At 66.0% G+C, this 16,888-nt stretch carries 12 protein-coding genes and 1 pseudogene; 8 read left to right on the top strand and 5 right to left on the bottom strand.

All coding sequences use genetic code 11. The features are described 5' to 3' along the window. Positions 1-3,056: ATP-dependent helicase (locus RHODMAR_RS19030; RefSeq protein ID WP_042939882.1), on the top strand; the 3,056-nt coding region annotated here is incomplete at its 5' end. After that, complete coding sequence (locus tag RHODMAR_RS19025) at positions 3,053-6,487, top strand: ATP-dependent helicase (RefSeq protein WP_008717671.1); 3,435 nt, start codon at positions 3,053-3,055, stop codon at positions 6,485-6,487. The genes RHODMAR_RS19030 and RHODMAR_RS19025, both read left to right, overlap by 4 nt. Here RHODMAR_RS19025 and RHODMAR_RS19020 read toward each other — a convergent pair. Next, entirely contained in the window at positions 6,450-6,836 is a 387-nt protein-coding gene (locus tag RHODMAR_RS19020) for a DoxX family protein (RefSeq protein WP_042939878.1), read from the bottom strand. The genes RHODMAR_RS19025 and RHODMAR_RS19020 overlap by 38 nt on opposite strands. 105 nt (positions 6,837-6,941) lie before the next feature. On the opposite strand from RHODMAR_RS19020, the gene RHODMAR_RS19015 reads away from it, so the two are divergent. Further along, entirely contained in the window at positions 6,942-8,009 is a 1,068-nt protein-coding gene (locus RHODMAR_RS19015; RefSeq protein WP_042939881.1) for a potassium channel family protein, read from the top strand. 24 nt (positions 8,010-8,033) lie between these two features. Beyond that, positions 8,034-8,936: an NAD(+) diphosphatase gene (gene nudC, locus RHODMAR_RS19010; RefSeq protein ID WP_008717666.1), complete on the top strand. Its 903-nt coding sequence runs from the start codon at positions 8,034-8,036 to the stop codon at positions 8,934-8,936. Between the two features lie 7 nt (positions 8,937-8,943). On the opposite strand, the gene RHODMAR_RS19005 is transcribed toward nudC, so the two are convergent. Further along, positions 8,944-9,213, bottom strand: a complete 270-nt coding sequence (locus RHODMAR_RS19005; RefSeq protein ID WP_042939880.1) for a mycoredoxin — start codon at positions 9,211-9,213, stop codon at positions 8,944-8,946. A gap of 107 nt (positions 9,214-9,320) precedes the next feature. Between RHODMAR_RS19005 and RHODMAR_RS19000 the strand changes: the two genes are divergently transcribed. From RHODMAR_RS19000 to RHODMAR_RS18990, 3 genes are all read left to right on the top strand, one after another. After that, positions 9,321-11,444 carry an ATP-dependent DNA helicase UvrD2 gene (locus RHODMAR_RS19000; RefSeq protein WP_042939879.1) on the top strand — a complete coding sequence of 708 codons (2,124 nt, stop codon included), beginning with the start codon at positions 9,321-9,323 and terminating at the stop codon, positions 11,442-11,444. 145 nt (positions 11,445-11,589) lie between these two features. After that, positions 11,590-11,931 (top strand): hypothetical protein, encoded by a 342-nt coding sequence (locus RHODMAR_RS18995; RefSeq protein ID WP_042939877.1) that lies wholly within the window; start codon positions 11,590-11,592, stop codon positions 11,929-11,931. A 153-nt stretch (positions 11,932-12,084) separates the two neighbouring features. Continuing rightward, complete coding sequence (locus tag RHODMAR_RS18990) at positions 12,085-12,405, top strand: WhiB family transcriptional regulator (protein WP_008717660.1); 321 nt, start codon at positions 12,085-12,087, stop codon at positions 12,403-12,405. Between the two features lie 34 nt (positions 12,406-12,439). Here the strand turns inward: RHODMAR_RS18990 and RHODMAR_RS18985 are convergent, their stop codons facing one another. The 3 genes from RHODMAR_RS18985 to RHODMAR_RS18975 form a co-directional block, all read right to left on the bottom strand. Beyond that, positions 12,440-13,750: an ABC1 kinase family protein gene (locus RHODMAR_RS18985; RefSeq protein ID WP_008717658.1), complete on the bottom strand. Its 1,311-nt coding sequence runs from the start codon at positions 13,748-13,750 to the stop codon at positions 12,440-12,442. Between the two features lie 92 nt (positions 13,751-13,842). Further along, positions 13,843-14,736 carry a hypothetical protein gene (locus RHODMAR_RS18980; protein WP_008717655.1) on the bottom strand — a complete coding sequence of 298 codons (894 nt, stop codon included), beginning with the start codon at positions 14,734-14,736 and terminating at the stop codon, positions 13,843-13,845. A gap of 123 nt (positions 14,737-14,859) precedes the next feature. Continuing rightward, positions 14,860-16,260 (bottom strand): zinc-dependent metalloprotease, encoded by a 1,401-nt coding sequence (locus RHODMAR_RS18975; RefSeq protein WP_008717654.1) that lies wholly within the window; start codon positions 16,258-16,260, stop codon positions 14,860-14,862. 145 nt (positions 16,261-16,405) lie between these two features. Between RHODMAR_RS18975 and RHODMAR_RS18970 the strand changes: the two are divergent. Then, positions 16,406-16,888 (top strand): annotated as a pseudogene (locus RHODMAR_RS18970) (PDZ domain-containing protein); the annotation flags it as partial.

The following is a 16,888-nucleotide window of genomic DNA, read 5'->3' as shown; positions in this document are numbered from 1 at the left end:
CGCAGTCCAAGCGGGCGGCCACCGCCGTGCGTGAGGTCATCACCTCCGGTCTGTTCAGCGGCGATCACGCGTTGCGAGCAACTCGCGAACCGTTGGTACGCACGGTGCACTCCTACGCTTTCGCGGTGCTGAGGCTGCAGGCTTCGCTGTACGGCAACCCGCCGCCGAGGCTGTTGACCGGTGCCGAGCAGGACGCCGTGGTCCGGGAGATGCTGCGCGGCGATCTCGACGACGGGGCTGCCGACTGGCCGGACCGGTTGCGTCCGGCGCTGGGTACCGCAGGATTCGTCACTGCGGTGCGAGACATGATGCTCAGATCCGCCGAACGCGCACTGGGGCCGGAAGACCTCGTCAAACTCGGTCGTAAGCACGGCAAGCCCGAGTGGGTTGCCGTCGGACGATTCGCCGCCCGGTACGAGCAGGCCATGCTCTTGCGCGGTGCCGTCGGTGTGGAAGCTGCAGGGGCCACAGCACCCGGTCTCGACGCCGCCGAGCTCATCGGCAGCGCGCTGATGGCGTTCGCCACCGATCCCGAACTGCTGCGCAGTGAACGGGCCCGCATTCGGCACCTTGTCGTCGACGATGCTCAACATCTCGATCCGCAGGCTGCACAACTGGTTCGGTTGATCGGCACCGATACCGAATCGACCGTCGTCGCCGGCGATCCCGATCAATCGGTTTTCACTTTCCGCGGTGCCGATCCCACGTTCGTGGCCGACCTGGTCGACGTGGATTCACCGCGGAGAGTCCTGCTGACGCGCAATTACCGGTCGGTTCCCGCGGTTGCCGAGCTGACCGACATCGTGGCGAGACGATTGCCCGGGCTCGGACGGCACCGTTGTCCCGAGCCGGTGGCTGCGCCGCGATTCGGTGCCCCGGCAGCGCGGGTGCACGTCGCGTCGTCCCCGGCCAAAGAAGCGGCGATCATCGCCGACGCCATGCGCCGTGCCCATTTGCTCGACGGGATGCCGTGGTCGGAGATGGCCATCGTGGTGCGGTCGGTGCCACGAACCGTGGCACCGCTGCGCCGAGCGCTGCATGCCGCCGGGGTTCCCATGGTTACCCCCACCTCGGAGTTACCGCTGCACCGCCAGCACGGAGCGGTAGGTCTGCTGTTGGTGCTGCGGGCGATCTCCGACTCGACCTTCGACGGTGAAGACGCGCTGGCGTTGCTCTCCGGGCCGATCGGCGGTGCCGATCCAGTGGGTCTGCGGAGATTGCGCCGAGGGGTGCGCAGACTCGAGCTCGCGTCGGGCGGTGAGCGCGACTCGGCCGAACTACTGAGGGGTGTTCTCGCCGACGATTCTCGCGGGAAATCCGGCTGGATCGGTGGTTTGTCGGACGTGGAGTCGGCTCCGTTGCGCAAGGCCCTCGGCGTCATCCGAAAGGCCCGGGCGGTCGCCCGGGCGGGCCGCGGTGTCGAGGACGTGCTGTGGGCGGCCTGGCAGGCCTCGGGACTCGAGCGGCGTTGGTCCGGCGCGTCCGCCTGGGGTGGCTCGGCTGGTGCCCAGGCCGATCGTGACCTCGATGCAGTGGTCGCGCTGTTCGACGCCGCGGCGGCCTATGTCGACAGATTGCCGCGAGCGCAGATCGGCGGATTTCTCGATTACATTGCGCAGCAGGAGATTCCTGCTCTGAACTCGCATCGCCGCGTCGTTCGGGCCGATGCCGTCACGTTGCTCAGCGCGCATTCTGCGGCCGGTCGGGAATGGGAGCTCGTCGCGGTGGCAGGGGTTCAGGAAGGGTTGTGGCCGGGTTTGCGTTCGCGCGGAAGCCTGCTGGGCACCGACACGCTGGTAGACCTCGCGTCCGGAAAGGTCGATGCCCGCGCAGCGTTGGACGGGCGACTGTCGACGTCGGCGCCGCTGCTCGCCGAGGAGCGTGCGCTGTTTCTGGTCGCGTGCAGTCGCGCTCGATCGACTCTTCTCGTCACAGCCGTCGATTCCACCACCGGCGACGCCGACCTGGTGCGCTCGCGCTTCGTCGACGAGCTTCGTGGCGTCGACGCGGACGGCGAGTCCGTCGTCCCACCCGAAGTGCCGGATGTCACCGCTGCGCACCGAGTACTGGCGTTGCCCATGCTGGTTGCTGAACTGCGCGCTGTGGTGTGCGACCCGGTAGTTGCCGAACAGGATCCGGACAAGCGGTCCCGAGCAGTCCGGCAGCTGGCAACCCTCGCCGACGCCGGCGTCCGAGGTGCCCATCCGGACGAATGGTTCGGGGTAGCGGGTCCCAGCACCGACTCGCCGCTGTGGCACCTCGGAGACGGCCCGGTTCCGCTCTCGCCCTCGACGGTGGAGCAGCTCACCACCTGCCCGCTGCGGTGGATGCTCGAACGTCACGGAGGAAACGACGGTGCCAACACCCATGCGGTCACCGGCACTCTCGTGCACACTCTGGTGCAGGCGGTGGCCGGACGGATACCGCCGGAGCAGCTTCGTCGCGCACTCGAAACAGCCTGGGATGCAGTTGATCTCGGATCGCAGTGGTTCTCCCGGCACGAGCTCGATCGAACCGGAGCCATGCTCGAGACGTTCGAGAACTGGCTGCAGGGCAGTCGCGGCGAGCTCACCGAGGCCGGAGTCGAAGTGCGGGTCGACGGCGTACTCGCCGCGCGGTCGGACGACGAGCCTGCAGTGGCGCTGCGCGGACGCATCGACCGACTCGAACACGACCCGGACGGTCGGCCGGTGATCATCGACGTCAAGACGGCCAAGACCGTCATGTCCAAGGAGGATGCGCAGGGCCACCATCAGCTGGCCACGTATCAGGTAGCTGCCGCCGCCGGTGCGATCGAGGGCGAGCCCGCGGGCGAACCCGGGGGAGCCCGGCTGGTGTTCGTCGCCAAACCACACAACAAGGACGGGGCGACACAGCGCATTCAACAGGTTCCGACACCGGAGCAACTCGAGCACTGGCGAGACACCGTGCACCTGGCCGCATCGGCCACACAGGGGCCGACGTTCGAGGCGCGAATCAACGACGGCTGCAGGCACTGCCCGGTCAAGTCCAGTTGCCCGGCACACGAGACGGGACGGCAGGTGACCGAGCAATGACGGCGTCGACGAGAACACGTACCGGTGCTGCGCGCGTGACACCTGTGGAACTCGCGCGCGCGTTGGGTCAGAAGCATCCACCGACCGACGAGCAGGCCGCAGTGATCGCGGCCCCACCCGGTCCCATGCTCGTGGTGGCCGGAGCAGGTGCAGGCAAAACCGAGACGATGGCTGCGCGCGTGGTGTGGATGGTGGCCAACGGTTTCGTCGACCCGGATCAGGTGCTCGGCTTGACGTTCACCCGAAAGGCCGCGCAGCAGTTGACCTCTCGAATCAGGGCTCGACTAGCTCGGCTGGCCGGCTCCGATCTGGTGCGTGCGCTGGATCCGAGCCTGGCCCTGCGCGAGCGAATTCTCGGTGCCGAGGCCGAAGTGAGTACCTACCATTCGTACGCCGGACGACTGCTCACCGAGCACGGGTTGCTCCTACCGATCGAACCGTCCGCGACCCTTCTCTCCGAGACCGAACTGTGGCAGTTGGCTCATCGCGTGGTCAGCACGTGGGACGGCGACCTGGAGACCGATCGCAACCCCACCTCGGTCACCGAGGCCGTGCTGGCACTCTCCGGTCAGTTGGCCGAGCATCTGGTCGATCCGGAGGACCTACGCCACGCTCACGTCGAGTTGGAGAAACTCGTGCACACGCTGGGGCCCGGTCCGCGGCAACGCGGCGGCCCCACCAAGGAGTTGCTGAACATTCTCGGCGCGCAACACCAGAGAATCGGGTTGTTGCCGCTGGTGGAACGGCTCGGACACACGCTGCGCCGGGAGGGTGCCCTGGACTTCGGTTCCCAGATGTCGATGGCCGCGCGGGTTGCTGCCGACCATCCCGAGGTGGGTATTGCCGAACGGCATCGCTTTCGGCTCGTTCTGCTCGACGAGTACCAGGACACCGGTCATGCCCAACGCGTGCTGTTGTCGTCACTGTTCGGATCCGGTGGCGACCCCACACTCGCACTGACCGCCGTCGGCGATCCGATGCAGTCGATCTACGGGTGGCGGGGCGCATCGGCAGCGAACCTGCCTCGGTTCGCCACCGACTTCCCCCGGGCAGACGGCAGCCCCGCACCTCGACTCGAACTGCTCACCAGCTGGCGGAATCCGCCCGAGGCGCTGACTCTGGCCAACCTGATCACCGATCCACTGCGCAGGGTCGGTGTCCCCGTGCCCACGCTTCGGGCCCGTCCGGGTGCAGTTCCCGGAGACGTGCGGATGGCCGTCACCGATACCGTTGTCGGCGAACGTGAGTGGATCGCCGATCGGATCGCGGGGGAGTACCGCTCGGCCCTAGAGCAGGATCGGCCCCCACCCACCGCTGCTGTTCTGGTGCGCCGCAATGCCGATGCCGAGCCGATCGCGGAGGCACTGCGCAACCGCGGCCTGCCGGTGGAGGTCGTCGGGCTCGGTGGACTGCTGCACGTTCCCGAGGTGGCAGACATCATCGCGATGCTGCGTTTGGTTGCCGATCCGACGGCCGGCAGCGCCGCGATGCGCATCCTCACCGGCTCCCGGTGGCAGATCGGGCCTGCCGATCTGCGTGCGCTCTCCCAGCGCGCCAGAGAACTCGAGATCCGTGGCGGATACGGCATCGCAGGTCGCGTCGACGACCCGGAGGCGCTGGAGGTCGCACTCGGGAGCGCGCTGCCCGGCGAGCAGTCCGAGCAGGCGGGACTGGCCGACGCGATCGCCGATCCCGGTCCGGCCGAGCGGTACTCGGAGGTGGGCCACCGTCGCATCGTCGCCCTGGCCGGCGAACTGCACCTGCTACGCGACCGAATCGGTCAGCCGCTGACGGAACTGGTCGGCGACATCGAACGGATGATGGGCATCGGCGTCGAAGCGCAGGCCCGCACACCGATCAGCGTCGACGGTGCAGTCGGCCGCGAACATCTCGACGCATTCGCCCACGTGGTGGCCGATTACGCCGACAATCCCACCGCAACGGCCACCGGATTCCTGTCGTTCCTCGCTGCCGCGGAAACCGTCGAGGACGGTCTGGCTCCGGGCGAGGTCGACGTCGCCCCACATCGAGTGCAGGTACTCACCGTCCATTCCGCGAAGGGCCTCGAATGGGAGGTCGTGGCCGTGCCACACGTGGCGAAGGGCGTGTTCCCGTCCTCGAATGCATCCTCGACCTGGCTCGGGGCAATGGCCGAGCTGCCCCCGTCGCTGCGCGGTGATCGCGCCCTCGACGGCGAAGGTTCCGAAGGCGTTCCGGTTCTCGAACTCGACCAGCTGTACAACCGCAAGGACCTCGAGGACGCCGTCAAGAACCACAAGGACGCACTGGCGCGGCGCCGGCTTGCAGAAGATCGTCGGCTGTTCTACGTGGCGCTGACTCGAACCGAACGAGTGCTGTTGGTCTCTGCACACCACTGGGACGAGACGTCGACGAAGCCGCGTGGGCCGTCGGAGTTTCTGGACGAATTACACAGGGAAGCAAGCGAATCCGCTGATGCGACAGCGGTGATAGAGCAGTGGGCCCCGGCTCCGGAGGACGGGGCGCAGAACCCGCTCGGGGCGGTGCCGCACACGGCGTCCTGGCCACGAGATCCACTCGGCTCCAGGCGAGGTGCGATCGAGAACGGTGCGCAGGAGGTGCTGCGTGCTCTGGCCGATATCAGCGCTGCGCAGCGCGATTCGGCGGATGGTGTTTCGGCGGAGAGTGGCGAGAGCACACCCGAGATGGATCCGGAGAACTGGGCAGCCGACGTCGAGACTTTGCTCGCGGAGCGGGCGGCGAGGTCGGTCACGGGAGTCGACGTGACCCTGCCCGGAAATCTGTCGGTGACGCAGCTGGTCGATTTGGCTGCAGATCCCGATGCGCTGGCATCGCGCCTGCGCAGACCACTGCCGTTTCCGCCGAATCCGCTGGCGCGCAGAGGAACCGCATTTCACGCCTGGATCGAGCGGCGGTTCGGTGCGACCCGGCTGCTCGATCTCGACGAGCTACCGGGCTCGGCCGACACCGGAGCTTCGGCCGACGTCGACCTGGAGACCCTGCAGCAGGCGTTTCTCGATTCGGAGTGGTCGCTGCGGAGCCCCGTCGAAGTGGAGGTGCCCTTCGAGACATCCGTGGCGGGAACGGTACTGCGTGGACGGATCGATGCCGTGTTCGCAGACCCCGACGGCGGCTGGACCGTTGTCGACTGGAAGACCGGTGCCCAGCCGACGGCATCGGAACAGCAGGCGGTGGCAATGCAACTTGCGGCCTACCGGCTGGCGTGGGCCGAGTTGATGTCGATCGGTCGCGCCGAACCGGTGGCGCTCGACAGCGTCCGCGCCGCGTTCCACTACGTCCGCAGCGGTCACACCGTTTCGCCCGAGAACCTACCGGACGCAACAGCATTGGCGGCGCTGTTGGAAGGGCGGGCCGTTCCCGAGCTGTCCGGCTCTACGGTGCGTTCCGACGAGCCTTCAGGGCCTCGGTGACCAGTGGGATCTGCAGCGGCAAACGGGCGATCATCGCAGCTTTGAGCGCCGGTGACGTCTTGGAGCTCTGCACGTACTTCCAGGCGAGGTTGATGTTGGCGGGGAAGACCACGACGAACAGCGCGGCCGCCAGTGCGCCACCCAGCCGACGCGTTCCGGGAGCGGCCAGCGTCGCGGCCACGGCGAGCTCGGCGACACCGGAGACCTGGGTGTAGGTGCGAGCCGAACCCGGCAGGGCCGTCGGAACCTGGGCATCGAAGAATTTCGGAGTGACGAAGTGGAGAATTCCTGCCCCGGTGAGCAGTCCCGCGAGGCGCAGTGCCGCTGCCTGACTTGGTCGCTGTGTCATGCACACACCGTGCCACACCCCGCGTCGTCGGCACATATTTGTGCCGTGGGGTTACGCTGCGTGCCGTGAATGATCTCGACTTCGGTGAGTACCTCGGCGGGCGACGTGGCAGGTAGGTTGCGTGCGCACCTGAGCGACAGTGGTGCGCTGACCGACAAGCCCGATTTCGCGCTCGTCGGAGTTCTCCGAGTGCCCGAACTGGAATCGAGTCCGTGGCGCGCCATCTACAAGAGGGTGCTGCTGGCGCTGGGAATCCTGTTCTTCGCAGCGTTCGTGGTGTACCTCGATCGCGACGGCTACAGCGATGCCCAGAACGGCGAACTCTCCTTCTTGGATTCGTTCTACTACGCGACGGTGTCCCTGTCGACCACGGGCTACGGTGACATCGCACCGATGAGCCCGTCGGCGCGACTGGTCAACATTCTTGTCATCACACCACTTCGGGTCCTTTTCCTCATTCTGCTGGTCGGTACGACGCTGTCGGTTCTCACCGAGCGGTCCAGGCAGGCATTCAAAATTCAGCGATGGAGACGCAGCGTGCGCAATCACACCGTGGTCATCGGTTTCGGCACCAAGGGCCGAACCGCAGTCGACGCGATGCTCGGAGACGGCGTATCGGCGTCCGACATCGTCGTGGTCGATACCGATCAGACGGTGCTCGACGCCGCGTCGGCCCTGGGATTGGTCACCGTTCACGGCTCGGCAACCAAGTCCGACGTGCTCAGACTCACCGGGGCCCAGCATGCGTCGGCGATCATCGTGGCGACCAATCGAGACGACACCGCCGTTCTGGTGACACTCACCGCTCGAGAGATTGCTCCGAAAGCCAAGATCGTCGCGGCGATCAGGGAGGCGGAGAACACTCACCTGTTGCGTCAGTCCGGTGCCGATTCGGTGGTCGTCTCGTCCGAGACCGCGGGCAGGTTGCTCGGTATCGCCACGTCCACACCGTCGGTGGTGGAGATGATCGAGGATCTGTTGACCCCGGAGGCCGGATTCGCCATTGCCGAGCGCGAAGTCGAGCGCGACGAGGTGGGCGGATCTCCCAGGCATCTCACCGATATCGTTCTCGGAGTTGTACGGGGCGGCAAACTGTTCCGAGTCGGTTCGCCCGAAGTCGACGCCATCGAGGCAACCGACCGTCTGCTGTACATCCGTCGTGTGGGTGACTAGCACAGGCCAAGTAGGGTTCCGAGTGTGCCGAAATTCCACCTCGCCCACCCACCTCGCCTGTCCCGATCGCCTCTGAACAGGGCAGAGGAATTGCGCCGAGACACCGCTGCACTGGCGGCGGGCTGGTCGAACGGCCGAATACTGAACGTCGACGCCCGTGGCAGATTCGGTGTGGACGAGGCCGGTCTCGTTCTCGCTCCCGCAGTCGATGTCGCAGCCGAGCCGGTGGCCGATGCGGTGTTTCTCGGAATTCACGGTGATCGGTACCTGTGGACCAGGCGGGTGGAGATCGTGGAGGGCGCACTCGGCGACCTCCGGACCGACGGCGATCGATTGGACAGCGACTCGCTGTCGATGGTGACCGGTGCCCTGGCAATCCTGAATTGGCATGCGAGCGCGCAGTTCAGCTCACTCGACGGTGCGCCGTCCGTTCCGTCCAACGCGGGATGGTCTCGTACCAGCACGTCCACCGGCCACGAGGAGTTTCCCCGTACCGACCCGGCCATCATCTGTTTGGTTCACGACGGTGGCGACCGAGTGCTGCTCGCGCGGGCACCGGCCTGGCCCGAGCGGCGGTTCTCGGTGCTCGCCGGCTTCGTCGAGGCCGGTGAATCGCTGGAAACCTGTGTGGCACGGGAAATCAAAGAAGAGGTCGGCCTGGACGTCTCCCAGATCGAATACCTGGGCAGCCAGCCGTGGCCGTTCCCGCGCTCGGTGATGATCGGCTTCTCTGCTGTTGCCGAACCAGACCAGCCGTTGATTTTTCAGGACGGTGAAATAGCCGAGGCCCACTGGTTCGACCGAGCAGAGGTCGTCGCCGCACTCGAACTGGGCGACTGGGGATCTGATTCGACCTCCCGGCTGTTGCTTCCCGGCTCGATCTCCATCGCGCGCGGGATGCTCGAGGCGTGGGCTGCGACGAGCTGACGCTCGATCAGATCGACAGCGCGCGCTTGACGTCGGCCAGGCTGGGATTGGTGGCTGTGGAGCCGTCGGCGAAGAGCACGGTCGGCACGACGTGGTTGCCGTTGTTGACGCTGCCGACGAAGTCGGCGGACTCCGGATTCTGTTCGATGTCTATCTCGGCGTACGTGATACCGGCCTCGTCGAGCTGCGTCTTGAGTCGGCGGCAGTAGCCACACCACGTGGTGGAGTAGACGGTCAGCGAAGCTGGGGTCTGCGGGGTGTTCTCGGTAGTGGTCACGACAACAGTCAACAGGAGCACCGACGGGATTGTTCCTGTCGATACCGGGTTCGGGAGTTCGCCGGCAGCTACAGGGCCGAGTGGAACTGTCGGTGCGCACTGACACAATGGTCCCCATGGCTGACGACGCGATGACCGCCGGACTCGATCCGGAGCAATCCGCGGCAGTACTGGCTCCTCGCGGCCCGGTGTGCGTTCTCGCCGGTGCCGGCACAGGTAAGACACGCACGATCACCCGACGCATTGCGCACCTCGTCTCGGCGGGTCACGTCTCGTCGGGGCAGGTGCTGGCGGTGACGTTCACCGCACGCGCGGCCGGCGAGATGCGAGGTCGACTGCGTGAGCTCGGCGTCGGCGGAGACGGACCTCCGGTGCAGGCCCGCACGTTTCACGCCGCTGCGATGCGGCAACTGAAGTACTTCTGGCCGCAGGTCGTCGGTGACACCGGATGGCAGCTTCTCGATCGAAAGTTCACCGTTGTCTCGCAGGCGGCCAATCGGGCCGGAGTGTCCACATCGACCGACGCGATCCGCGACCTCGCAGGTGAAATCGAGTGGGCCAAGGGCTCGTTGATCGCCCCCGAGGACTATCCGCGGATAGCCGCGAGCAATCGCCGAGACGTTCCGATGGACGCGAGCAAGGTGGCCGCCGTCTACGCCGGGTACGAGGAGCTCAAGTCGCGCGGCGGTGACGGCATGTTGCTCGACTTCGACGACCTCCTTCTGCACACCGCCGCGGCATTGGAGGAACACTCGTCGGTAGCCGACGAGTTTCGCGAGCGCTACCGCTGCTTCGTCGTTGACGAGTACCAGGACGTGACGCCGCTGCAGCAACGTGTGTTGGACGCCTGGGTGGGCGAGCGCGACGACCTCACCGTCGTCGGTGACGCGAACCAGACCATCTATTCGTTCACCGGCGCGTCCCCTCGGTATCTGCTCGATTTCTCGCGCAAGTACCCCGAGGCCACGGTGGTTCGGCTCGAACGCGACTACCGGTCGACACCGGAGGTGGTGTCACTGGCGAATCGAGTCATCGGAGCTGCTCGTGGTCGTATTGCCGGCACCCGATTGCAGCTGATCGGCCAGCGCGAGCCGGGACCCGAGCCGGAGTTCTTCGAGTACGACGACGAGCCTGCCGAGGCCGACGGCGTGGCGCGCGCGATCAAGAGATTGATCTCCAAGGGCACCTCGCCGGCCGAGATCGCGATTCTGTACCGCATCAACGCTCAGTCCGAGGCACACGAGCAGGCCTTGACCGAGCTGAAGATTCCCTACCAGGTGCGCGGCGGTGAGGGCTTCTTCACCAGACCCGAGGTACGGCAGGGCGTCAACGCGTTACGGCAGGCGGCCGGTCGCGACGATCTGCCCGGCGGCGCTCGAGCAGGGGACGGGTTGCCGGCGCTGGTGCGAGCGGTTCTCGCCCCATTGGGTCTGACCGCCACCGAGCCGACCGGTGCGCAGGCCCGAGAGAAGTGGGCATCGCTCGGCGGTCTGGTTCAGCTGACCGAAGAACTTCTGGCGCACGAGCCGGACCTGACCTTGGCCGCATTGCTGGGGGAACTCGCGGCCCGTGCCGAGGCGCGGCATCCACCGACGGTGCAGGGCGTCACGCTCGCGTCACTGCACGCGGCGAAGGGGCTCGAATGGGACGCAGTGTTCCTCGTGGGTCTCGCCGACGGGACTCTGCCGATCTCGCACGCGATCGGCAACGACCCCAGCGCCAACAACGAGGCGGCCGTCGAAGAGGAGCGCAGGCTGCTCTACGTCGGTGTCACACGCGCCCGAGTGCACCTGCATCTGTCCTGGGCCCTCGCCCGCAACGAGGGCGGGCGCAAATCGCGGCGCCGGTCGAGGTTTCTCAACGGTCTCGTCCCCGAGGACTCGCCTGCCTCGCGTATCGCCGCGCCCGCTACCAAGAAGTCCGGACCCAAGTGCCGGTTGTGTGGAAAGCCGTTGATCGGCACGTCCGCAACCATGCTCGGCCGATGCGAGAGCTGCCCGTCGAACGTCGACATTGCCCTGCTCGACGCCCTGAAGTCGTGGAGACTGGACAAATCTCGCGAGCTGAAGGTACCCGCGTACGTGGTGTTCAGCGACACGACATTGACGGCCATCGCGGAGCAGCAACCACAGGACGAGCGTGGGCTGGTGGCGATACCGGGAATCGGAGCCAAGAAGCTCGAGCGGTTCGGCGAGGATGTGCTCACTGTGGTGCGGGATTCGGACAGGTGACGCGGCGACAAGAGAATGACCGGAAAACTGCAGGTCAAAAATAACTTGTGCAGATATCTGCGGGGGGCTTAGTCTGTTTCACGTGCCGCGGGAGACCGTGCACTGCCCAGTCCACATTCGAGACCAGAACAGGAGCTGACGAGAAATGATCATTACTTTCCACGCCGCCGTTGCCGACGCAACCGTCGCGTTCAGCCCTGTCCTCGGTTCTGCAGAGCTCGGTTCTGCAGTGCTCGGCACTGCACCCGTCGGTAATGCCGCCGCTGCAGCCGCAGGCTCGGTTGCACAGACGTGGATTCGCTCCGCCGCTTTCGGTCCTTTGCATACGTGCGCAGTCTCGGCCTCCGGGGCCGAGTATGCCCACGTCGCCGTAGCACCAGGAGCGACCGTGGCACCCGGAGCGAAAGCAGTTGCTCCGGCAGCACGACGTCACCGCACGCCAGGCGCGTCCGTGGTCGACCGCAGACACCGACTTCACTGTCGGTAGACGCTTCGACAAGCCCCACCAGGCCACGGACCCGCATACGCGGACCGTGGCCTTTCTCGTTCAGGTAGTTCCTCTATCCGAGCGTGAGGCCGACAGGTTCGCATCACCCCTCGAACCGACAACGACGCCACACGAAAAGTAGAGGAGACCGACGTGTCAACCGTCACGATCCGGACGACATGCCGACCAGAGTCCGAAAGTGCCTACGCTGCACAGGCTTCGACCGAATTGGCCGAACTGCAGCTGTCGGTACCCTGCCGAGCGGCGAACCCCGACATGTGGTTCGCCGACACCCCTGCCGAACTCGAGCAGGCCAAGGCGCTGTGCGCCGAATGCCCCATCCGTCGCACGTGCCTGAGTGCGGCATTGGACCGCGCCGAGCCGTGGGGCGTGTGGGGCGGGGAGATCCTCGATCAGGGTGTCGTCATCGCCCGCAAGCGTCCCCGCGGACGCCCGCGGAAGAACGCAGCATGATGCCCGGCACCGATGTCCGGCTTCACCGAACGAATCAGTCGGTGAAGCCGGGCAGCCACTCGGTCAGGATTGCCATGTACGGCGCGTAGGCGTCGAGTTGAGCGCAGATCCCGACCAGGCCGCCGAGCACCCGGAAGATCATCACGTACTCGGCAGGCATGTTCAACGCTCGAACGGTGCGGAACTGCGCACTGTTGAAATCTGCGGCGGTTCCCGCAGCCTTCTGCAGCCAGGCGCGCGTGAAGTGGAACGACTCGGTGTGGATCGGATCGGTGAAAGGGCGCAGATAATCCTCGATCTCCTTCTCCGTGACAGTGCGGCCGGGTACGACGAAACCGCTCTCGGTGAACAATTCGACCAGCTCGTCGAACTTCTCGTCACGGGCGAGCGAGACCATCCGGCCCAGCACGGACGGCAGACCGTCCGGCATCGGCGCGCACGCACCGAAGTCGATGACCCCCATCCGCCCGTCGTCGAGCATCATGAAATTGCCCGGGTGCGGGTCGGCGTGCAGCAGTTTCGCTCGAGCGGGGGACGCGAACGCGAACAGGGCCAGCAGTTCGCCGGCCCGGTTGCGTTCCTCGGCCGTTCCGTTCGAAATGACGTCCGACAACGGTCTTCCCGTCATCCATTCGCTGACCACGACTTTGGGTGCACTGGCGACGATCTTGGGGATGGCGAACTGCGGATCGCCCGCGAATTCCTTGCTGAACACCCGCTGGTTCGCCGCCTCGATGCGGTAGTCGAGTTCGTCCTCGGTGCGGGCCGTCAACTCCTCGAGAACCGGTTTGACGTCGGTTCCTGCGAGAACGGTGCTGAAGAGGTTCGCGAATCGCGACAGCGTCTTGAGGTCGGAGCGCAATGCGTCGTCCGCACCGGGGTACTGGATCTTGACCGCGACGTCACGTCCGTCCGACCACGTCGCGCGATGGACCTGGCCGATGCTTGCAGACGCGATGGCCCTGTCGTCGAAATCGAGGAAACGCGATCGCCATGCAGTTCCGAGTTGTTGGTCCAACACACGGTGAACAGTCTTCGCGGGCATGGGCGGGCCCTGTGCCTGCAGCTTGGTCAATGCCTCGCGGTAGGGCTCCGAATACTCCTCGGGAACGGCGGCTTCCATCACCGAGAGCATCTGCCCGAGCTTCATGGCACCGCCCTTGAGTTCCCCGAGTACGGAGAAGAGCTGTTCTGCTGCTTTCGCGGCCATATCGGCATCGATCTCGTCGCGATTTCCGCCAGCGAGCTTCTTGCCGAAGCCGACGGCGGCACGCCCCGCCATTCCCAGAGGAATGCTGGCCAATTTTGCAGTGCGGGTGGATCCACGGCGCGGTATGTCAGACACAGCTCCATCATGGCCGAACCTTCCGACAATTGCTCGGACCGACCTGTTTCGGCCCGTTTCGGTCGAGCTGAGCACGGTGCGAGCGCGTCCGGTCAGTGCCAGCAATCACAGTGCGGATGCTTGGACCACAGTCTTCTGTGCACGGTGGTTCCGGTTGCCGCGAAATTCAGCTCCATCGTGCAGTCGGCAGTTTCGGGCAGTGCCGCGTCGGTACGCCCGATGAGGGATTCGAGTTGAGCGAAGGCAAACGCCGCAGTGGCCAACACCGTCGCGCTGCTGGCTTGGCCGACCGTACCGAGTAGCTGAGCGGACAGGTGCGGCCATTCGGGTTCGAAGTCGCATCGAGTCAGATCGGCGCACCGCAGGCAGCTGGTCCGGCCGGGGAGCACGAACGGGCCGACCAGACCCTTTCCGTCTCGTAGCCGTACCTGCAGATGTGGGATGCGCAGCCGCACCAGATCGGTCACCAGTCGTGGTTCGGCTACGAGGTCGTCGGCGAGTACCACGATGTCGTAATCCCACGAGCTCACCGCCGACTGCGGGTAGCGCGTGGGTGTCAGACTCGATCGGCTCACCGTGGCGCTGGTTCGACTCAGGCCCGATGCCAACGCGTCGGAGATGGGACCCCGCCCCACCAGGTGGACGGTGTTCACCGTCTCCGGTACCTCCGGCGGCACGCGCCTCGACGTATCGGCTGCGATCGGTCCGCTCGTTCCGTGCACGAGCAGCCCGGATTCCTCCAGTTCGCCGAGCATCGCCGATGTTCTATTGGCCGAGAGCCCCAGTGTCATTGCGTGACAGACGATGTGAGGTCTGGAATGCCCTGCGGCGAGGAGGCGAAGTATGGCGAGTATCGAACCCGGCTCGGCATCGGGAGGGGGAGTGACGACGACGCTGGTCTCGGGGCTCCAGCCCAATTGAACGGTGCCGTCTCGTCGCGGCAGAATTGCCACCGAAGGATCCAGTCGAACGGTCGGTGTGATCATGGAACACACTCTGACAGCGACGACTGCGCCGAACCCCCGCTCCGGGCAGGTTATCCACAGGGTGGAAGTGCCTTCGAGCAGGCGTTCGACCGATTCGAGCCAACTCGCGCAGCAACGGCAGGGTCAGGTTGTGGATGAACCCTTCTCTGGGTCACCGTCGGTACCCTCATCGTTATCGCGTGCGGCCTTCTCGGCCTCGGCGCGCTCGCGAGCCTCCATCGCTTCGAGCTGAGCGATCGGGTCGTCGAAACTCGATGTTCCACCGCCGACGACGCGGTCGATGAACGACGCCGGGTTGTCCAGATCCGACGGGTCGGGCAGCAGGTCAGGGTGCGCCCACACTCCGTCGCGTCCCTCGATGTCGGCTGCTGCGAGCAACTGGCGCCACAGATCTGCTGCCTCTCGGACTTTGCGGGGGCGCAGTTCGAGGCCGATCAACGTCGCGAACGTCTGCTCGGCCGGGCCACCGGATGCTCTGCGCCGTCGGATGGTCTCGCCCAGCGCGACCGCCCCGGGCAGTCGGTCGCCCAGAGCTGCCCCGACGACGGTCTCTACCCATCCTTCTACCAGTGCGAGCAAGGTCTCGAGACGCTCGAGTGCGTGCTTCTGCTCCGGCGTGGTCTGTGGCTCGAAGGCACCCTGCTTCAGAATCTCCTCGATCTTCGACGGATCGGTCAGCGCGGACGGGTCGAGACCCGCAGCGGCCTCCTCGATAGCCGAGAAATCCATCCGGATTCCGCGCGCATACTCCTCGACCGTGGCCAGAACCCGTTGGCGCAACCACGGGATGTGGCTGTACAGCCGCTGGTGCGCGGCTTCGCGTGCAGCGAGGAACACCAATACCTCGCGCTCGGGCTGCTCGAGCCCCTCACTGAACGACGCGATGGCCGACGGCAGCAAAGCCGCTGTCCCCGACGGTCCCAGCGGCAGTCCGATATCGGTGGAGGTCAGCACCTCCTTGGACAGCTGACCGAGTGCCTGGCCCAGCTGCGAGCCGAAGGCCATTCCGCCCATCTGCGTGAGCATGCCCATCATCGGCCCGGCCATCTGCTGAGCCTCGGCGGGCATGCCGGAGGTCCACATCCCCGAAATCTGCTCGGCGACGGGGTCGCACAGGCGCTTCCAGGTATCGATCGTGTTGTCGAGCCAGTCGACCGGCGTCCACGCAACGGTCTTCGTGGCACCGGCAGGCAACGTGGTCGCCCCGTCCAGCCACAGCTCGGCCAGGTGCGCAGCGTCGGTGATGGCTTCGCGCTCGCCTGCCGACACCGGGCTGAAATCGCCCATCTGCTGGCGTGCCAGTTGCTTGGCCAGGTCGTAATTCACCGGGCCCGAGCCGGTTCCTGCCGCACCGGCACCGCCCATGCCGCTGAGCATTTGCCCGAACTGCGTGAGCATCTGGCCCAGCTGTGCCGGGTCGAATCCCTCGCCGCCGAAGCCGAAACCGGCTGGGTTCGGCGAACCGTCCGGATCCTTCTTCTTGTCCGGGTCGTCGTCGGAGGCACCGAAACCAAAATTGCTCATGTCTCAACGGTACAAGCCCGGTGAACGCAGAGTGCGGCAGATCGTCACGCTGACGGCGAACACTCGGTTCCTCGAAGTCCCCGGGGACACCCTGCGGTAGGGGTGGTCTGCACAGTCGACGGTATCCGGATCTAGTGTCTACGGAGTGAACCGAAGGATCGCCACACTCGTCGCTGCACTGGTACCGGTGGTGGTGCTGGGCGTCACCGGTTCGGTCGTCACCGTTCCGTTCGCCGCTCTCGGCCCCGGCCCGACGTACAACACTCTCGGCGATGTCGACGGGATGCCGGTGGTGCAGATCGACGGCACCGAGGTCGATCCCACCACGGGTCACTTGAACATGACGACCGTGGCCGTACGTGATCAGCTCAATCTGTTCGAGGCTCTCGGCTTCTGGGCGAGCGGGCGTCAAGGTCTGGTTCCGCGCGAAGAGGTCTATCCGCCGGACAAGTCGAAAGAAGAAGTGCAGCAGGGCAACCAGGCGGACTTCGAAGAGTCCGAGTCCAGCGCCGAGCTCGCCGCCCTGCACCATCTGGATCTGCCGGTGCTGGTGACGGTGACCAGTGTGGCCGAAGACGGGCCTGCGGCCGCCGTGCTGAACGTGGGAGACGAGTTCGTGTCGGTCGGC

The organism is Rhodococcus sp. AW25M09 (genome assembly GCF_000333955.1).
GTDB lineage: Bacteria > Actinomycetota > Actinomycetes > Mycobacteriales > Mycobacteriaceae > Rhodococcoides.
Note: the sequence above shows the minus strand (reverse complement) of the source record. Positions and strands in the feature narration are given on the sequence as shown.

Coding starts and splice junctions, on each gene's coding strand:
- RHODMAR_RS19020 (WP_042939878.1), bottom strand. CDS start 6,836: ATGACACAGCGACCAAGTCAGGCAGCGGCACTGCGCCTCGCGGGACTG.
- RHODMAR_RS19000 (WP_042939879.1), top strand. CDS start 9,321: ATGGTCCCCATGGCTGACGACGCGATGACCGCCGGACTCGATCCGGAG.
- RHODMAR_RS18980 (WP_008717655.1), bottom strand. CDS start 14,736: ATGATCACACCGACCGTTCGACTGGATCCTTCGGTGGCAATTCTGCCG.
- RHODMAR_RS18975 (WP_008717654.1), bottom strand. CDS start 16,260: ATGAGCAATTTTGGTTTCGGTGCCTCCGACGACGACCCGGACAAGAAG.
- RHODMAR_RS19025 (WP_008717671.1), top strand. CDS start 3,053: ATGACGGCGTCGACGAGAACACGTACCGGTGCTGCGCGCGTGACACCT.
- RHODMAR_RS18995 (WP_042939877.1), top strand. CDS start 11,590: ATGATCATTACTTTCCACGCCGCCGTTGCCGACGCAACCGTCGCGTTC.